This is a genomic window from Sphingomonas sp. IW22 (genome assembly GCF_041321155.1).
Lineage (GTDB): Bacteria > Pseudomonadota > Alphaproteobacteria > Sphingomonadales > Sphingomonadaceae > Sphingomonas.
Genome location: NZ_JBGGWB010000001.1, coordinates 1,601,090 through 1,617,076, shown reverse-complemented (window position 1 = coordinate 1,617,076; position 15,987 = coordinate 1,601,090). Strand labels below are relative to the sequence as shown.

The window sequence follows — 15,987 nt, the reverse complement described above, 5'->3', positions numbered from 1 at the left end:
CCGCTTTGGTCGCGCATCCGCCGCCGTGACGCAATGGCTTTTGGAAAATCGGTTTATTTAATGGGTGAGGGCACGGGGAGTGTCCCCGTGCCCGCCATCATGCCCGCTTCAGCTGCTTGACCGCGTGATCGGCCGCCCGTGCGGTCAGCGCCATGAACGTCAGCGATGGGTTGACGCACGATGCCGACGCCATCTGCGCGCCGTCCGTCACATACAGGTTGCTTGCGTCGTGCGCCTGACTCCACTGGTTCAGCACGGACGTGCGCGGATCGGCACCCATGCGCGCGCCGCCCATTTCGTGGATCGCGTCACCGGGGACATGTTCGCCTTCCCAGCTCTTCACATTGGTCATGCCTGCGCCCTTGAGCATCGCTTCGCCCTGTTCGCGCGCGTCGGCCATCATGCGAAGCTCGTTGTCACGGAACTGCACGTCAAAGCGCATCAGCGGGACGCCGAAACGATCGACCTTGTCGCTGTGCAGCGACACGCGGTTGTCGCGATAGGGCAGGCATTCGCCGAACGCGGTCATGCCGAATTTCCACGGACCATAGCCGCGCATGCCGTGCTTCATCGACTCACCAAAGCCGACCGGCCCGGCTGGATCGCGACGCGCGCCACCCTGATAGCCATAGCCGCGCTTGAAGCCGACGCCTTCTTCCCCGCCGACGTTGCGGAAACGCGGGATATAGACGCCTCCAGGACGGCGACCATATTCGATATATTCGCTCATCCCCGGGATTTCGCCGTCGATGCCGACGCGGAAGATATGGTCCATCACATAACGGCCCAGCGTGCCGCTACTGTCGAAATGGCTGCGTCCCGTGCCGGGTGCGCGTGAGTTCATCAGAATCTGGACCGAACCCATCGCCGACGCGCACAGGAACACCAGATCGGCATTCACCGTCTGTGCCTGACCCGACTTGGCATCGACATAACGCACGCCGGTCACGCGTTTGCGGGCGGCATCATATTCCAGATTGGTGACCACGGCATCCGATTGAAGCGTCAGCCGCCCCGTCGCGCGCGCGGCTGGCAGCGTCACCGCCTGGGTCGAGAAATAGGCGCCGAACGAACAGCCATTGCCGCACTGATTGCGGAACTGGCATTTGGTGCGGTTCTGATCGGGCTTGTCCTCGGTCATGTTGGACAGGCGCGTGTTGATCAGCTTGCGGCCGGGGAACTTGCTCTCCAACCGATCCTTCAGCCATTTTTCCGCAATGTTCATCTGCATCGGCGGCTGAAATTCGCTGTCGGGCAAATAGGGCAGGTTTTCGCGCGAGCCCGACACCCCGATATATTTCTCGATATAGCTGTACCAAGGCACCAGATCGTCATAGCCGATGGGCCAGGCGCCATCGACGCCCTCCCGCTTGTTCGCTTCAAAATCCTCCGGCGCCCAGCGAAAGCTCCAGCGACCCCAGATCAGCGACTTGCCGCCAACCGCGCCGGGGCGGATCCAGTAGAACTTGCTGCCTTCGTCAAAGGCATAGCCGTTCAGCCGGTCGTTATTGTAGAAACCTTGATTGCTGGGCGCGACATAGCCGTGGCGAGCGATGAAATAATCGCTTTCAAGCAGCGGCTTGGGCATGATGTTGCGGGCCGGTACCTCGAATGCGGGGCGGCCGTCATAGGGGTAATCCTCCCCATGCTCGACCATCACACCGCGGTCGAGCATCAGCACGCGCAGCCCCTTTTCGGTCAGTTCCTTGGCCGCAAAGCCGCCACTGACGCCTGAGCCGATGACGATCGCGTCAAACCTGTCGGTCGAAGCCATGATCTTTCCCTTGCGAATTTGATTCAGAAACGCAGCGAGCGCAGCGTGTTGAAACTGGTGGTGATGTCGGGAAGATAGGGCGCGGGCGCCCGGTCATTCTCGACAAAGAAGTGGCGGACCCCGGCGGCACCGGGCCGTTTGAACAATGCGGCAAAATCCATTTGGCCCTGTCCGACCGCCGTCATGTTGCGATCCGCCCGCATGTCCTTTACGTGGAAGGAATAGAGCCGGCTGGAAAGCCGGTCGATCAGGCTGCCTGCATCGGCGCCCGCGAATACTGCCCAGTAAAGGTCCAGCTCGATCTTTACCGTTTCAGGATCGGTCTCGCGCAGCAGCCTGTCGAACAGGCTGACGCCGCCCGACCGACCGGTGAACTCGAAATCATGATTGTGATAGGCAAAACCGAGCCCGGCCTTTTTCAGCGTCGTGCCGAAGCGGGCGATATTGGGCAGCGCCGCTTCCCAACCCCGGTCGGTACGATGCTCTTCGGTCATATAGGGCAGGATGATGGTATCCGCGCCCAACGTCCGCGCCATTGCGATTGACTGATCCATCTGGCCCAGCAGTTGGTCGTAACCGACATGGATCGACGGTGAGCGCAGGCCGTGGCGGTCCATCGTCTGCCGCAGCATGGCCGGGTCCATCCGGTCATAACCGCCCCCGCCAAACTCCACCTCGCGATAACCGATGCGGGCGACCTTCTCCAGCGTACCCGCCGGGTCTTTCTCGAAGATGTCGCGAACGGTGTAGAGTTGCAGGCCGATGGCGTCGATTTGCGCCGCCGATGCCGATGGGACCAGCCGACCCGTCAGCGACAGCGCGGTAAGGCCGGCCGCGCCCGCCAGCACGTTTCGGCGGTTCATCATGCGCTGTAGACCTTGTTGACCTGCGAATAGGGGAAGGCGCCGTCATACTTGCCCGGCACGGGCAGATATTCACGTTCCTGCGTGATGCCGATCTCTGACGTGTAATAGCCGGTGATGACCAGCTGTCGGAACGCTTCGAAGAACGTCTTGCCCGACGGCATGTCCCCGTTCATCGCCAGCGTTAGCAGCGCGTCCTGCTGTGCGGGCGTCGCCTTGGCAGCGGGCACCTTGTAATCGGCAAGGCTGCGTGCCTCGATCGCATCCAGCCCGGCCAGGATCGGCACGCGCTCATCCGGCGCGGCCCAGTCGGCCAGCAGCTTTTCGATATAGACGGGAACGCCGGCGGCGATCGCGCCGGGGGTGTCGGTGGTGGGAATCACCCGCTCGCTCAGCGCGGCGACCGATGCCCGTTGTGTGGGGGTAAAGACCGCGACGCTGGGCGGGCCGTCGCTGATCACCGGCATGCGTGTTGCCTGTGCCTGCCCTGCGGCACGTGCGATGGGGGCGAAAACGCCCGCGCCGAACATGGCGACGACGCCGGCAAGCGCGGTTCTGCGATCAATCATTTACGTTCTCCCGGCAGATCCTGTCCAATGGCAGCTTCGGGCAGCGGACGGACCCAGATGTTGCGGAACGACACCGGCGAATCATGGTCCTGAAGCTGGATCGGCGCCGCGTCGGGATGAGCCTGATATTTCGCGACCTGACGCCAGACCGTGGTGCCCAGCATCGCCTGATGATTCTGGACCAGCACGCCGTTCAGGAAGGCGGTGACATATGCCGGGCGGACCAGCGATCCGTCAGCGGCGAAGCGGGGGCGTTCGAAAATCACGTCATAGCTTTGCCACTCGCCCGGGCGGCGCGATGCATTGGCCAAGGGCGGTTTCCAGGCATAGACGGCACCGACCGTGCCGTCGGCATAGGTCGGGTTCTGATAGCCATCGAGGATTTGCAGTTCGTAGCGCTGCATGAACCAGATGCCGCTGTTCCCGCGATCCTGGGAGCTCTTGGTCGGCGGCGTCGGCGACCGGAATTCCAGATGCAGTTGGACATCGCCAAAACTCTGCTTGGAAATCAGATTGTTCTCGCCGCCGCTGCGGGCGCGGGACGGGACGGTCATCGCGCCGTTTTCGACGGTCCATGGTGTCCGTTCCGCACGCCAGGCGTCGAGCGAGATGCCGTCGAACAGCACCACCGCGTCCGACGGCGCGCCGCCGGGATTTGCCGCCGGGGTCACGACGGAAGGTGCGGGGCGTTCGGCGTCATGCACACGCCATTTGCCGTCGGGCAGCACGGGTGTGTCGGTAAAGCCGGGCTTTTCCTGCGCCGTAGCGACCGTGGCCAGGCCGACCATCAGACATGCCGCTGTTCGGATGAGCATCCTGTTTCCTCTCCTCAGGCCTTGTCGATCGCGCGATAGGCGGCAATCAGCCGCTCTTCCCCCGCGCGATCCTTGGCCGAATTGCCATGTTCCATGCCAATCACGCCCGAATAGCGGCGAGAGCGCAACCATTTGACGACATTGGCATAATTGATTTCGCCGCTGCCCGGTTCGTTACGACCGGGATTGTCGCCGAACTGGATGTAGCCGACCTCGTCCCAGCATGCATCCAGCGTCGGGATCAGGTTCCCGGACTGGATCTGCTCATGATACAGGTCGGCCAATATCTTGACCCCTGGTCCGTTCACGCCGCGTGCAACGGCATAGCCCTGGGCGATGCCCTGCATGTAGACGCCGGGGTGATCAGTGCGGGTGTTGAGCGGTTCCATCACCAGCACCAGCCCATGCGGAGCGACGATGTCTCCCGCGCGGCGCATTACGTCGATCACGCGCCCGGTCTGGATTTCGACCGGCACCCTGGGGTCCATGAAGCCGGTCACCACGGTCATGTGCCGCGCGTTCAGCCGCTTGGCGACGTCGATCGCGCTTCGCACATCGGCCAGAAACGCTTCTCGCTCCGCACCGTCATTGGCGCCCAGCCGGGGGCGCGATTCGGCCCATTTGGGCATGCTGGCGACGAAAACGCCCATCGTCATGCCGCGATCGGCCAGCGCCTTGGCCATGCGCGTCTGTTCGGCCACGGGGCGGTTGCGTGCCTCGTTATCCTCCCACGCGGTAAAGCCCTGATCGGCGGCGAAGGCGATCTGTTCGATCAGGCCTCCCCGGCTTGCAAAGCTGCCCTCATGCGGAGCGTATCCGAGCGAAAATCGCGCCGCATTCGACTTTGGCGACTGGGCTGCGGCGATCCCCATCGCGACGGGGGATGCCGCCCCCGCAGCCAGCAGCGTGCGGCGCGATAGCGTCATGGCCGCACCGGGCTCATTGCGCGCCCGCCTTTTTCAGATAGGCGATGATCGCGGCGCGCTTCTTGGGGTCGGCCATGCCGATCGGCATGCGGGTGCCCGGCACCTTCTTGGTCGGCGCAGCGATGAACGCATCGAGCGAGGCATCGTCCCAGGTCAGCTTCGAGTTCTTGAGCGCGGTCGAATATCGGAAGCCCGGCACCGATGCCGCGTCCCGACCCGCCACGCCGTGCAGGTTGGGGCCGATGCCACTGCGCGCACCCTTTTCAACGGTGTGGCACGCCTTGCACGCGGCAAAGGCGGGCGGGGCGGCAGTCTGGCCCATGGCGGGCGTGGTGATGGTAACAAATGCGGTGGCGGCGATTGCCGCCCCTGCCCAACGAGTAAAGCAAGTCATTCAGTCTATCCCCGATTGATGGGTGTCCATTTTTGATCCGAGGCCGCGTTCGCGACGACCGACTCGACAAAGCGCATGGTGCGCAATCCGTCGTCGACCCCGGGAAAGCGGCGGCCGTCCTCGCCCCGGATGGCGGCGGCAAAGGCACGGTAGAGATTGCCGAAGGCCTCGACATAGCCTTCAGGGTGGCCCGATGGCGTCCGCAACAGGCGCGTAGTGCCGTCCTGAAGACCGGGGCCGCCCGCGCGCACGACCTCTGCCGGACGGTCCAGCCAACGCAGCGTCAGCGTGTTCGGCTCCATCTGTGCCCATTCCAGCCCGCCCAGCGAGCCGTAGATGCGCAGCTTCAGGCCGTTTTCCTCACCCGCTGCCACCTGACTGGCCTTCAGCGTGCCGCGCGCCTCGCCGTCGAACCGCAGCAGCGCGTTGACATCGTCATCCAGCCGCCGGCCGGGGACATGGATCGACAGATCCGCCGACACCGACGCCACGCGCAGGCCCGAGACATGTTCGGCCAGATGAAAGGCATGGGTGCCGATATCGCCAAGACACCCGCCGAGCCCGGCGCGTGCGGGATCGGTGCGCCATTCGGCCTGCTTGTTCCCGTCATTGTCGATCGGTTGGCTCAGCCAGCCCTGCAGATATTCGACCTGCACCAGCCGAATGTCGCCCAGGTCGCCGCGCGCGATCCGTGCGCGCGCCTCTTCGACCAGCGGATAGCCGCTATAGGTGAAGGCGAGGCCGAAATGCCGCCCGCTGGCGCTGGCCGAACGGGCAATGGCCTCTGCCTCCGCCACGTTCATCGCCATCGGCTTTTCGCAAAAGACATGAAAGCCCGCGTCCAGCGCGGCGATCGCCATCGGCGCGTGCAGGTGGTTGGGGGTGACGATCGCCACGGCGTCGATCCGTTCGTCGGCTGGGAGTGCCTGTTCGCCCGCCAGCATCGCGTCTATCGTGGGATAGACGCGAGCGGGATCGAGCGCCAGTTGCGCCCCGGTCCGCTCGTTGCGCCCCGTATCGGTGCTGAACGCGCCCGCGACGAGCCGCCAATCACCGTCCAGCGCGGCGGCCATGCGGTGAATCGCGCCGATAAAGGCACCCTCACCGCCGCCGACCATGCCCAGCCGAAGGGGTTGCCGGCTCATGCCCGATCCTCCCCGTCGCGCGACAGACCCATCAATGCGCGGATCGCCGCCCGGTCGACCCCGCTTGCGGCAAAGTCGTCAAAGGCGCGTTCGGTCACGCGAATCATGTGATCGCGAATGAAGGGTGCGCCCTCACGCGCGCCGTCCTCCGCCCGCTTCAATGCGCATTCCCATTCGATAACTGCCCATCCGCCATAGCCATATTGTGCCATCTTACTGAAAATGGCGCCAAAATCGACATGTCCGTCACCGGTTGAGCGAAAACGCCCGGCCCGGTCGGTCCAGCGTTCATAACCGCCGTAAACGCCGGTCCGGCCGTTCGGATTGAATTCGGCATCCTTGACGTGGAAGCACGAAATCCGGTTGTGATAGCGATCGATGAAGTCGAGATAATCGAGCTGTTGCAGCACGAAATGCGAAGGGTCGAACAGGATGCGCGCGCGCGGGTGATTGTCGACCGCAGCCAGAAAGCGTTCCCAGGTCGCGCCGTCGTGCAGATCCTCACCGGGATGAATCTCGAACGCGCAATCGACACCCGCATCCTCGAACGTGTCGAGGATCGGCGTCCAGCGCCGCGCCAGTTCGGCAAAGGCCTCTTCAACCAACCCCGCCGGGCGTTGGGGCCACGGATAGACATAGGGCCATGCCAGCGCGCCTGAGAAGGTCGCATGTGCGTTCAGCCCCAGATTTGCACTGGCGCGCGCGGCAAGCTTTACCTGCTCGACGGCCCATGCCTGCCGCTCAGCCGGTTTGCCATGGACTTCGGCGGGGGCGAAACCGTCGAACAGCGTGTCATAGGCGGGGTGGACGGCAACCAGCTGCCCCTGAAGGTGGGTCGACAATTCGGTCGGTTCGATACCGAATTGCGCCAGACGCCCGCGAAGGTCGTCGCAATAGGTCTTGCTCTCCGCCGCCAGCTTTACGTCGATCAGGCGCGGGTCGCACGGAATCTGAACACCGACATAGCCCAGACCAGCTGCCCATTCGGCCATGTGGTCCAGCGTGTCGAACGGCGCGGTATCGCCCATGAACTGCGCCAGGAAAATGGCTGGTCCCTTCATCGCGGTCACGGCCGCACCTCCTTCTTGCTGTCGTCGCGGAAGCTCAACTGGAACAGGATGGCGATCAAAGCCGCGGCGATCGCGGGGTACCACCACATTTGCTGCCAGTCGGCTATGGTCGGGTCGGCAGGCAGCTGTGCGTACAGGAACCCGCCGATCTGCGAGCCGAGCAGCATGCCCACGCCATAGGTAAACAGCGTCAGCATCCCTTGCGCCTGTGCATTGACACCCTTGGGCGAGGCGATGGTGCCGGTATAGATCGCGCCGGCCACGAAGAAGAAGTCGTAGCAGACCCCGTGCAGCGCCACGCCCAGATAGATCGCCCACAGCGAATCGCCGCCATCGCCAATCGCGAACAATGCATAGCGAACCGCCCACGCGGCCATGCCCACCAGCAGCAACGGCTTCACCCCGAACCGGCGGTACAGCCACGGCATCGAGAACATGAAGGCCAGTTCCGACATCTGGCCGATGGCCAGCGTGCCGCCGACATTCGAAATCCCCGCCGTGCCGACATAGGGGGACGCATAGGCATAATACATCGCCAGCGGGATCGAGATCAGCGTAGCGCAGGTGATGAAGATCAGGAACGAGCGCTGCTTCATCAGGCCGAACGCCTCGACACACAGCACCTGACGGACAATGCTTTCGTCGCGCGGAGCATCCGGCTCAACATTGGGCAGCGTGAAGCTGTAAAGGCCCAGCGCCACCGATACGACCGCCGCGATGGTGAAGATCTGTGGGCTGGCGGACAGGCCCGCCCAGCCGATGATCAGCCCGGCCGCGATCCAGCCCAGCGTACCGAATGCGCGCACAAAGGGGAAACGGTCCACCCGCTCGCCAAAGCTTTTCAGCGCAATGGTGTTCGCCAGCCCGACGGTCGGCATGTAAAGGATCATATAGCCCAGCAGCAGCCAGACAAAGCTGTCGCCATTTTCCGGCGTTACCAAACTCGGCAGCACGAACAGGATGACGCCGCCGACCAGGTGCAGGATCACCATCAGCATCTTGGGGCTGAGATAGCGCGCGGCCGCCATGCCGAGCAGGAATGATCCGGCGATTGAGGCGATCGGCCCCACCGAAAAGGCGTTGGCGATCAGGTTGCCGATGCCAACGGTCTGCATGACCAGCCCAAGGGTGACATTCCATGCACCCCAGACAAAAAACTGCATGAACATGAGGGCACTGAGGCGCCCCGTCAGCATTCCCGGTACTGGGCGCGTCGAATGCGGCACCCCTTCAGCAGCGACCATGCGCCTTGTCCTCCCCGAACGCAGTTTCCCTGCTCTTCAATGGTCAGCCTATGCAGCGCAAAAGCGTATGTAAAGGATTACATCGAAACCGGTCGACACCTTCTGCCACAAGCGACATGAAGGCAGGATGACCACGATCATCCAGGTCGCCGAGGTTGCCGGTGTGTCAACCGCCACGGTCTCACGCGTGTTGAGCCAGCCTGAGCGGGTGGCGGCCGAAACGCGCCGCCGCGTGCTCGAAGTCGTTCAGGCGCTGGGATATTCACCCAACGTCGCGGCGCGCAGTCTCAGGACGCTGCGTGCGGCCAAGATCCTGCTGACCGTGCCCGACATTTCGAATCCCTTTTTCGCCAGCGTCATTCGCGGCGCTGAAGAGGCTGCGCGCGACGCCGGCTATGCCGTGGTGCTGGGCGACACGCGACACGATCCCGATGTCGAGGACCAATATGCCGAAATGCTTTCCCGCCGTGAGGTGGACGGGCTGATCTTCCTGGGCCACCGGTTGCCCGCCAGCCTGAAGCCGCTGCTGGGGCGGCTGGGCGCGTCGGCCCCCGTCGTTAACGGTTGCGAATACAGCCCCGACCTGGGGGTGCCGAGCGTGCATATCGACAATGCCGCCGCCAGCGGGGACGCGATCGAATATCTGATCGCGCTGGGCCACCGGCGGATCGGCGTGATCACCGGTCCGGCCATCAGCCCGATCAGTCGCGATCGCCTGGCTGGCGCGCGGCTGGCGGCGGCGCGTCATGACCTGTCGTCCGACCTGCATGTGCGTGTGGCGGATTACTCGGCCGCATCGGCGTTCGATTCGACATGCGAATTGCTGGCGCGCGACGTGACGGCGATTTTCTGTTTCAGCGACGAGATGGCGATGGGCGCGATTAGTGCGATCAGCCGCGCGGGGTTGTCTTGCCCCGATCATGTGTCGGTGGTGGGGTTCGACGACCTGCCGCTCGCACCATTTTTTCAGCCCGCTCTGACAACGGTGGCTCAGCCAAAGGGGCTGATCGGGCGCCGCGCGGTCGAATTGCTGGTGGGCATCCTGCGTGGCGAGCCCGAACCGGTGGAACAGGTGATGCTGCGCCACGAACTGATCGTCCGGAGCAGCACCGCGCCCGTCGAGGGGAACGACACCGGCTCCCGACGCGACCTCCTGTTACGATAAAAGCGGGAAGGGAATTGCAGGAATATCAGCACGCCGGACAACATGATCCCGGGATTCCTGTGCAGCCGACCTGTGTTCGAGGAACGCAGGCGTTTGCGTAAACATCTGGTCTACGCAAACGCCAGTGCACCTTAAAACTTGACGCGAACGCCGAAGTTGTAGCGAGCGCCTGTTTCCTCAAGCAGCAGGTAGCGTTCTTCGATCGCCGACCACTCATCCACCTTTTGATTGGTCACGTTTACGCCCTGTACATATATCTGGAAATTGTTGGTAAGGTCGTAACCGAGGCTGAAGTCGAGTTGGCCATAGGCAGTGCGGTTGCGCGGACGTCCCTGGCTTGATCGGCAGGACCGCAGATAGTCGGAACGCCAATTGTACGACGCGCGCGCCGAAATCCCGAACTTTTCGTAAAAGACGCTGCCATTGGCGGAATGCGGCGACAGGCCATTATAGCCGCAATCGTAATCAGCCAGTGTCTGGTCGCGCTCAACCTTGCTGTCGACATAGGTATAGTTGCCTGCGACGCCAAAGCCGGATGCAAAGCCCGGCAGCCAGTCGAACGCATATTGCCCGCCGACCTCGATCCCGCGGATATAGCCTGTCTGCCCATTGCGCGTGCGCGTGTCCTGGAACGTGCGTCCGAAGCGCACGACCGGCAGCGTCTGTAGCTCGAGGAAGTTGCTCAGGTCCTTGTAGAAGCCGCCGATGCTCAGATAGCTGACCGACGACAGATACCATTCGGCCGATAGATCGTAATTGGTCGATCGGAATGGCAGAAGGTTGGGATTGCCGCCCGAGGACAGCGGTACCGAAATACGCCCGCCATAGTCATTGTTGACGCCCAGATCGGTCAGCGTCGGCCTGGTCACCGTCTGTGAAAAGGCGGCACGCGCGATGAAATTGTCGGTGACATTGAACTTGAGGTTCGCCGACGGCAGCGCGTTGATATAGCTGTTCCGCACCGAAATGGCCGTTGCCGGACCATAGGTATATTGCAGCGTATCGTCACCGGGCGTGTTGTTGATGCTGGTGACGGGCGTGTCGAAGCCTGACGAAATCACGTCCGTCTGAATGACGCGAACGCCGAAATTGCCCGACCAGTTCGGTCCCGCAAACTGCATCGCGATATAGCCTGCGGTAAGCTTTTCCTGGACATTGACCGTCCCGCGAAGCTGTTCGCGAACGCCAAACGGCCCACCAGGCAAGGCAAGCAACTGCTGGGCGAACGCGGCTTGTTCTTCCGGCGTGCGACCGTTGGACGGAATTGCCAGGGTCGCCGGATCGTTGAGATAGGCGATCATTGCGTCGGCATCGAATTCGAACAGCGTCGGAGGTATCGCGTTCCCCGTGCCAAGCAGATCGCCCCATGCATATTCCTGCAACAGACCGTCGGCGATCGGCACCTGATAGCCGCAATAAGTGCAATTCGTATCGCTGTTGTTGAACGACCGATTGATCTTGCGCCGTTCGGTATAGGATCCACCGATCAACACCGATTTCAGGATCGAATCCTGAACATCATATTTGGTGTCGAAGTGAAATTCCGAGCCCCGGTCGCGGGAAGTGTTCCGATCGACAGCCATGTAGTGCAGCCGCATCCGGTCAGGATCGTTGATGATGGCGTTGTCGAACGACACGGTCGGCAATCCCTGCCCCCCGTCCACGTCGAACTGATAGCTGTACGGCAACAGCGCGCCGATGACGAGATATTGGTTCGGCGACGCCCGGTTGGCACCTGTCATCGAAGCGTCGAACCGGAGTTCGACATCCTCGGTCGGGTTCCACTTGATGTTTCCACCGATCTGATAGCTGTCGGACTGTCGGTTCGTCCGGTTATAGACGTGATCGATCTTTGCGTTCAGGCCGTTATTGGTCAGCCGGTCACGATTTTCCTCAAGAAACTGTGGGTATTGCCCGATAAAATCGGCGCCGATCATGCCCATGCTGGTCACAGTACCGTTCGAATTGAACGTCGGCTCGTAATAGGGCGCCGCCAGGAAATTATCCATTCTGCGGACCACGCCTGACACGTCGAACTTCGAATAGATGCCGTCGACAGTGATTTCGAGATTATCGGTGGGCCGGAATTGAACCGATCCTGCGACGTTGATCCGCTCCCGCTCTTCTTCCACGCGTTGATAATAAAGGCTTTGGGGCACGTTGACGTTGCCCTCCACCGGATATCGCGGGTCGGATCCCGTTATCAGTGTCGGCTGGCCATCGATCATGGAAATGATGTCCGGCCTGCCGTTGATCCATCCGTCGATCGCGATCTGATCGGCCTGATTCATGCGTTTGGTGTAAGAGCCGGAAAGCACCGCGCCGAACGTCTTGTCGGTATTGGTCCAGGACACGACGGCGGAGGCGTCCGGCCCGACCTTTTGGCGCATCGTGTCGTAGATGCCGCCGACGGAGCCGGAGAAGTGGAATCCCTCGCGCTGGTCCAGCGGCCGGGCGGTGATGATGTTGACGGTCGCGCCGATACCGCCTTCCTGCAACTCGGGCACGCTGGATTTGAACACGTCCGTGCGCTGGATCATGTTCGACGACAGCACGTCGAAGGAGAATTCACGACCGGGATTGTCAGTGGCCATGATCCGGCCGTTGACCAGCACCGAGTTGAATTCGGGACCAAGTCCACGCACGGTGATGAACTGTCCCTCGCCACCCGAGCGGTCGATGGCAACGCCGGTGATACGCTGAAGCGATTCCGAGATGTTGGCGTCAGGGAACTTGCCGACATCCTCGGCGGAGATGCTGTCGACGATCTGCTGTGCCTCGCGCTTCACGCGGGCCGAGTTGGCCAAGCTGTTGCGGATGCCGGTAACGACGATGTCCTCGGCCGGGACATTGTCCGGTCCTACCTGCGCGGCGATTGGTGATGGATCTTGCGGCGTCGCGGGCGCTTGCCCTGCGCCGGGTGTTGTCACGTCCTGCGCAAATGCCGGAACCGCCGCCAACATGGTGCCGATCAGCAAACCCACTTTATAGTGGCGCATCCTATCCTCCCTGTTTTTACCGAGCTTTTTTCGCCCGTCATTCGAAACTTATTTTATTAAAAAGGCAGGAACAACCGGCTTCCCCCGACTGAACCACTTCGGCTCACCCCAGGAGTGCCACGTTGCGACGCTCAAGGCGGATGCTGGGTACCTGGATTTCGCAAACGGGGTGCGCGGCCGGAACTTGCAGGACGCAGCTTGTCGGGGCGATTCGGTTGCAGCTTATCGCCGTGGCGAGGTCCGTTGCGGATGGGCTGATGCGACCCGCATGGATGACGGATAATGACCGAACCAGAGGGCAGCGCCTTCGACCCGCAGCGCTGCGATACGTCAACGCCATGTGGTGCCGTGTCGGCGCGCTTATCCGCGGCAGTAAGATAGCCGGTAGCGAGCGCGGGAAGCGCAGAGGTTAGATAATAAGTGCCGGACCCCTCGCCGAAGATAGCGCTCGATTACGAGCACTATCTTCGCGCAGGTCTTGCGTCGGGACGGGTCAGACGTCGAGATTGGCGACGCTGAGGGCGTTTTCCTGAATGAATTCGCGGCGCGGTTCGACCACATCGCCCATCAGGCGAGTGAAGATTTCGTCGGCCACATCCGCCTGGTCGATCGCGACGCGCAGCATCGAGCGGTTGGACGGGTCCAGCGTGGTTTCCCACAGCTGTTCCGCATTCATTTCGCCCAGCCCCTTGTAGCGCTGGATCGACAGGCCCTTGCGGCCCGAAATCAGGATGGCTTCCAGAAGCTGGCTGGGGCGGCCGACCAATGTTTCGCCCTTGCCGATGGTGACGGGTTCATCGCCTTCATCGGCAGCCGCGTCATCGCTGGACGCGGTCGAACGTGCGGGTACCAGCTTGGCGGCGCTGACATAGGTCTGCGCTTCCTCCGCAGCCAGTCCGTGCAGCTTGCGCGCCTCTGCCGATGCGATGAAGCTCGCTTCGATCACATGATGGTCGGTGACGCCGCGCCACAGCCGCTGGAAGTGGAAACCGCCCTCCGCGCTCAGCGATGCGGTCCACCGGGCTTCATTGTCGGCCAGATCGAGGCGGCGGGTGACTTCCGCCAGCCGTTCGGCCCGCACGTCCCGCGTGGCTTCTGGATCGAGCGCGCCACCCAATGCCAGTGTCTCGATGATCGATGCGTCATAGCGGCGCGGGACATAGCGCATCAGTGTGCGCATCCGCCGCGCATGATCGACCAGCCCGCGCAGATCCTTGTCTGCGCGCGTGCCGGTCGCGCCTTCCAGCACGTTCGACGCCACGCCCGCTTCGACCAGATATTCGTCGAGCGCCGCATCGTCCTTCAGATAGACTTCTGATCGGCCCTTTGTCGCCTTGTACAGCGGCGGCTGGGCAATGAAGAGGTGCCCGGCGGAAATGATCTCCGGCATCTGGCGGTAGAAAAAGGTCAGCAACAGCGTGCGGATATGGGCGCCGTCGACGTCGGCGTCGGTCATGATGACGATCTTGTGGTAGCGCAGCTTGGCCAGATTGAAGTCGTCGCGGCCGATGCCGGTGCCCATCGCCTGGATGAGCGTGCCGATTTCCTTGGACGACAGCATCCGGTCGAAGCGCGCGCGTTCGACGTTCAGGATCTTGCCCCGCAGCGGCAGGATCGCCTGGAAATGCCGGTCGCGGCCCTGCTTGGCCGATCCGCCTGCCGAATCGCCCTCGACGATGAACAGTTCGGACTTGGCGGGATCGCGCTCCTGACAATCGGCCAGCTTGCCGGGCAGGCTGGCAATATCCATCACGCCCTTGCGCCGGGTCAGCTCACGCGCCTTTTTCGCCGCTTCGCGCGCGGCGGCGGCGTCGATGACCTTTTGAATGATCATCTTGGCGTGGTTCGGATTTTCCTCGAGCCATTCCGCCAGCTTGTCGGCCATCAGGCTTTCCAGCGGCTGGCGCACTTCGGACGAGACGAGCTTGTCCTTGGTCTGCGAGCTGAACTTGGGGTCGGGCAGCTTGACCGACACGATGGCGGTCAGCCCTTCGCGCATGTCGTCGCCGGTCAGCGTGACCTTTTCCTTCTTCAGAAGGCCCGACTTGTCGGCATACGCGTTGATCGTGCGCGTCAGCGCGGCGCGGAACGCGGCCAAATGGGTGCCGCCGTCGCGCTGGGGAATGTTGTTGGTGAAGCAGAGGACGTTTTCGTAATAGCTGTCGTTCCACTCTAGCGCGACGTCGATGGTGACGTCGTCGCGGGTGCCGGCGATCGCCACGGGATCGGGCATCAGCGGTGTCTTGTTGCGGTCCAGATACTTCACGAAAGCCGCGATGCCGCCTTCGTAGAACAGCTCGACTTCCTTCACATCCTCATGCCGTGCGTCGCGCAGGAACAGGCGGACGCCCGAATTCAGGAACGCCAGCTCGCGATAGCGGTGTTCGAGCTTGTCAAAATCATATTCGGTGATCTTGAAGGTCGAAGGGGAGGCGAGGAAGGTCACGCGCGTGCCCTTCTTGCCGTTTGAGGGGCCGACGACTTTCAACGGCGCTTCGGCATCGCCGTGGCGGAAGCGCATGTAATGCTCTTCCCCGTCGCGCCAGATGTTGAGGTCCAGCCATTCGGACAGCGCGTTGACCACCGAAACGCCCACGCCGTGCAGACCGCCCGATACCTTATAGGCGTTGCTGTCGGACGTATTCTCGAACTTACCGCCCGCGTGCAGCTGGGTCATGATGACTTCGGCGGCAGATACGCCCTCTTCCGGGTGGATGCCGGTTGGAATGCCGCGCCCGTTATCCTCGACGCTGACGGAGCCATCGGCGTTCAGCTGGATGATGATGCGGTCGCAATGCCCGGCCAGCGCCTCGTCGATCGCGTTATCGCTGACCTCGAACACCATGTGGTGCAGGCCGGAACCGTCGTCGGTGTCGCCGATATACATGCCCGGCCGCTTGCGAACGGCGTCGAGGCCCTTCAGCACCTTGATCGAGGAGGCGCCGTATTCATTCTCGGTGGGGGTTGCCATGCCCATCATATAGGCGCGCGCGTCGTGTAACGGAAGCGAAATGGGCAATCGG

At 62.5% G+C, this 15,987-nt stretch carries 12 protein-coding genes; 1 reads left to right on the top strand and 11 read right to left on the bottom strand.

Features of this window, described 5'->3' with window-relative positions; genetic code table 11:
• Positions 1–97: 97 nt before the first annotated feature.
• From ACAX61_RS08130 to ACAX61_RS08090, 9 genes are read right to left on the bottom strand one after another with little or no spacing between them, the layout of a single operon-like run.
• Entirely contained in the window at positions 98–1,774 is a 1,677-nt protein-coding gene (locus ACAX61_RS08130; RefSeq protein ID WP_370714262.1) for a GMC family oxidoreductase, read from the bottom strand.
• Between the two features lie 23 nt (positions 1,775–1,797).
• A complete protein-coding gene (locus ACAX61_RS08125) occupies positions 1,798–2,640 on the bottom strand; it encodes a sugar phosphate isomerase/epimerase family protein (protein WP_370714261.1) in 843 nt (280 codons plus the stop codon).
• Positions 2,637–3,206, bottom strand: a complete 570-nt coding sequence (locus tag ACAX61_RS08120; RefSeq protein ID WP_370714260.1) for a gluconate 2-dehydrogenase subunit 3 family protein — start codon at positions 3,204–3,206, stop codon at positions 2,637–2,639. The genes ACAX61_RS08125 and ACAX61_RS08120 overlap by 4 nt, the downstream gene beginning before the upstream one ends.
• Positions 3,203–4,021 carry a 3-keto-disaccharide hydrolase gene (locus tag ACAX61_RS08115; protein ID WP_370714259.1) on the bottom strand — a complete coding sequence of 273 codons (819 nt, stop codon included), beginning with the start codon at positions 4,019–4,021 and terminating at the stop codon, positions 3,203–3,205. Before ACAX61_RS08115 ends, ACAX61_RS08120 begins: the two co-directional genes overlap by 4 nt.
• Before the next feature lie 14 nt (positions 4,022–4,035).
• Positions 4,036–4,947, bottom strand: coding sequence for a hydroxypyruvate isomerase family protein (locus ACAX61_RS08110; RefSeq protein ID WP_370714258.1), 912 nt, complete (start codon positions 4,945–4,947; stop codon positions 4,036–4,038).
• 13 nt (positions 4,948–4,960) lie between these two features.
• The gene (locus ACAX61_RS08105) at positions 4,961–5,341 is read right to left on the bottom strand and encodes a c-type cytochrome (protein WP_370714257.1); all 381 of its coding nucleotides are present in this window, start codon (positions 5,339–5,341) and stop codon (positions 4,961–4,963) included.
• 5 nt (positions 5,342–5,346) lie between these two features.
• Complete coding sequence (locus ACAX61_RS08100; protein WP_370714256.1) at positions 5,347–6,486, bottom strand: Gfo/Idh/MocA family protein; 1,140 nt, start codon at positions 6,484–6,486, stop codon at positions 5,347–5,349.
• The gene (locus tag ACAX61_RS08095) at positions 6,483–7,556 is read right to left on the bottom strand and encodes a sugar phosphate isomerase/epimerase family protein (protein WP_370714255.1); all 1,074 of its coding nucleotides are present in this window, start codon (positions 7,554–7,556) and stop codon (positions 6,483–6,485) included. Before ACAX61_RS08095 ends, ACAX61_RS08100 begins: the two co-directional genes overlap by 4 nt.
• A complete protein-coding gene (locus tag ACAX61_RS08090) occupies positions 7,553–8,752 on the bottom strand; it encodes an MFS transporter (protein ID WP_370714948.1) in 1,200 nt (399 codons plus the stop codon). Before ACAX61_RS08090 ends, ACAX61_RS08095 begins: the two co-directional genes overlap by 4 nt.
• A gap of 175 nt (positions 8,753–8,927) precedes the next feature.
• Between ACAX61_RS08090 and ACAX61_RS08085 the strand changes: the two genes are divergently transcribed.
• Positions 8,928–9,965 (top strand): LacI family DNA-binding transcriptional regulator, encoded by a 1,038-nt coding sequence (locus ACAX61_RS08085; RefSeq protein ID WP_370714254.1) that lies wholly within the window; start codon positions 8,928–8,930, stop codon positions 9,963–9,965.
• A gap of 131 nt (positions 9,966–10,096) precedes the next feature.
• On the opposite strand, the gene ACAX61_RS08080 is transcribed toward ACAX61_RS08085, so the two are convergent.
• Together ACAX61_RS08080 and gyrB are read right to left on the bottom strand one after the other, a co-directional pair.
• Complete coding sequence (locus tag ACAX61_RS08080; RefSeq protein WP_370714253.1) at positions 10,097–12,964, bottom strand: TonB-dependent receptor; 2,868 nt, start codon at positions 12,962–12,964, stop codon at positions 10,097–10,099.
• Positions 12,965–13,457: 493 nt separating this feature from the next.
• Entirely contained in the window at positions 13,458–15,935 is a 2,478-nt protein-coding gene (gyrB, locus tag ACAX61_RS08075) for a DNA topoisomerase (ATP-hydrolyzing) subunit B (RefSeq protein ID WP_370714252.1), read from the bottom strand.
• Positions 15,936–15,987: the final 52 nt, after the last annotated feature.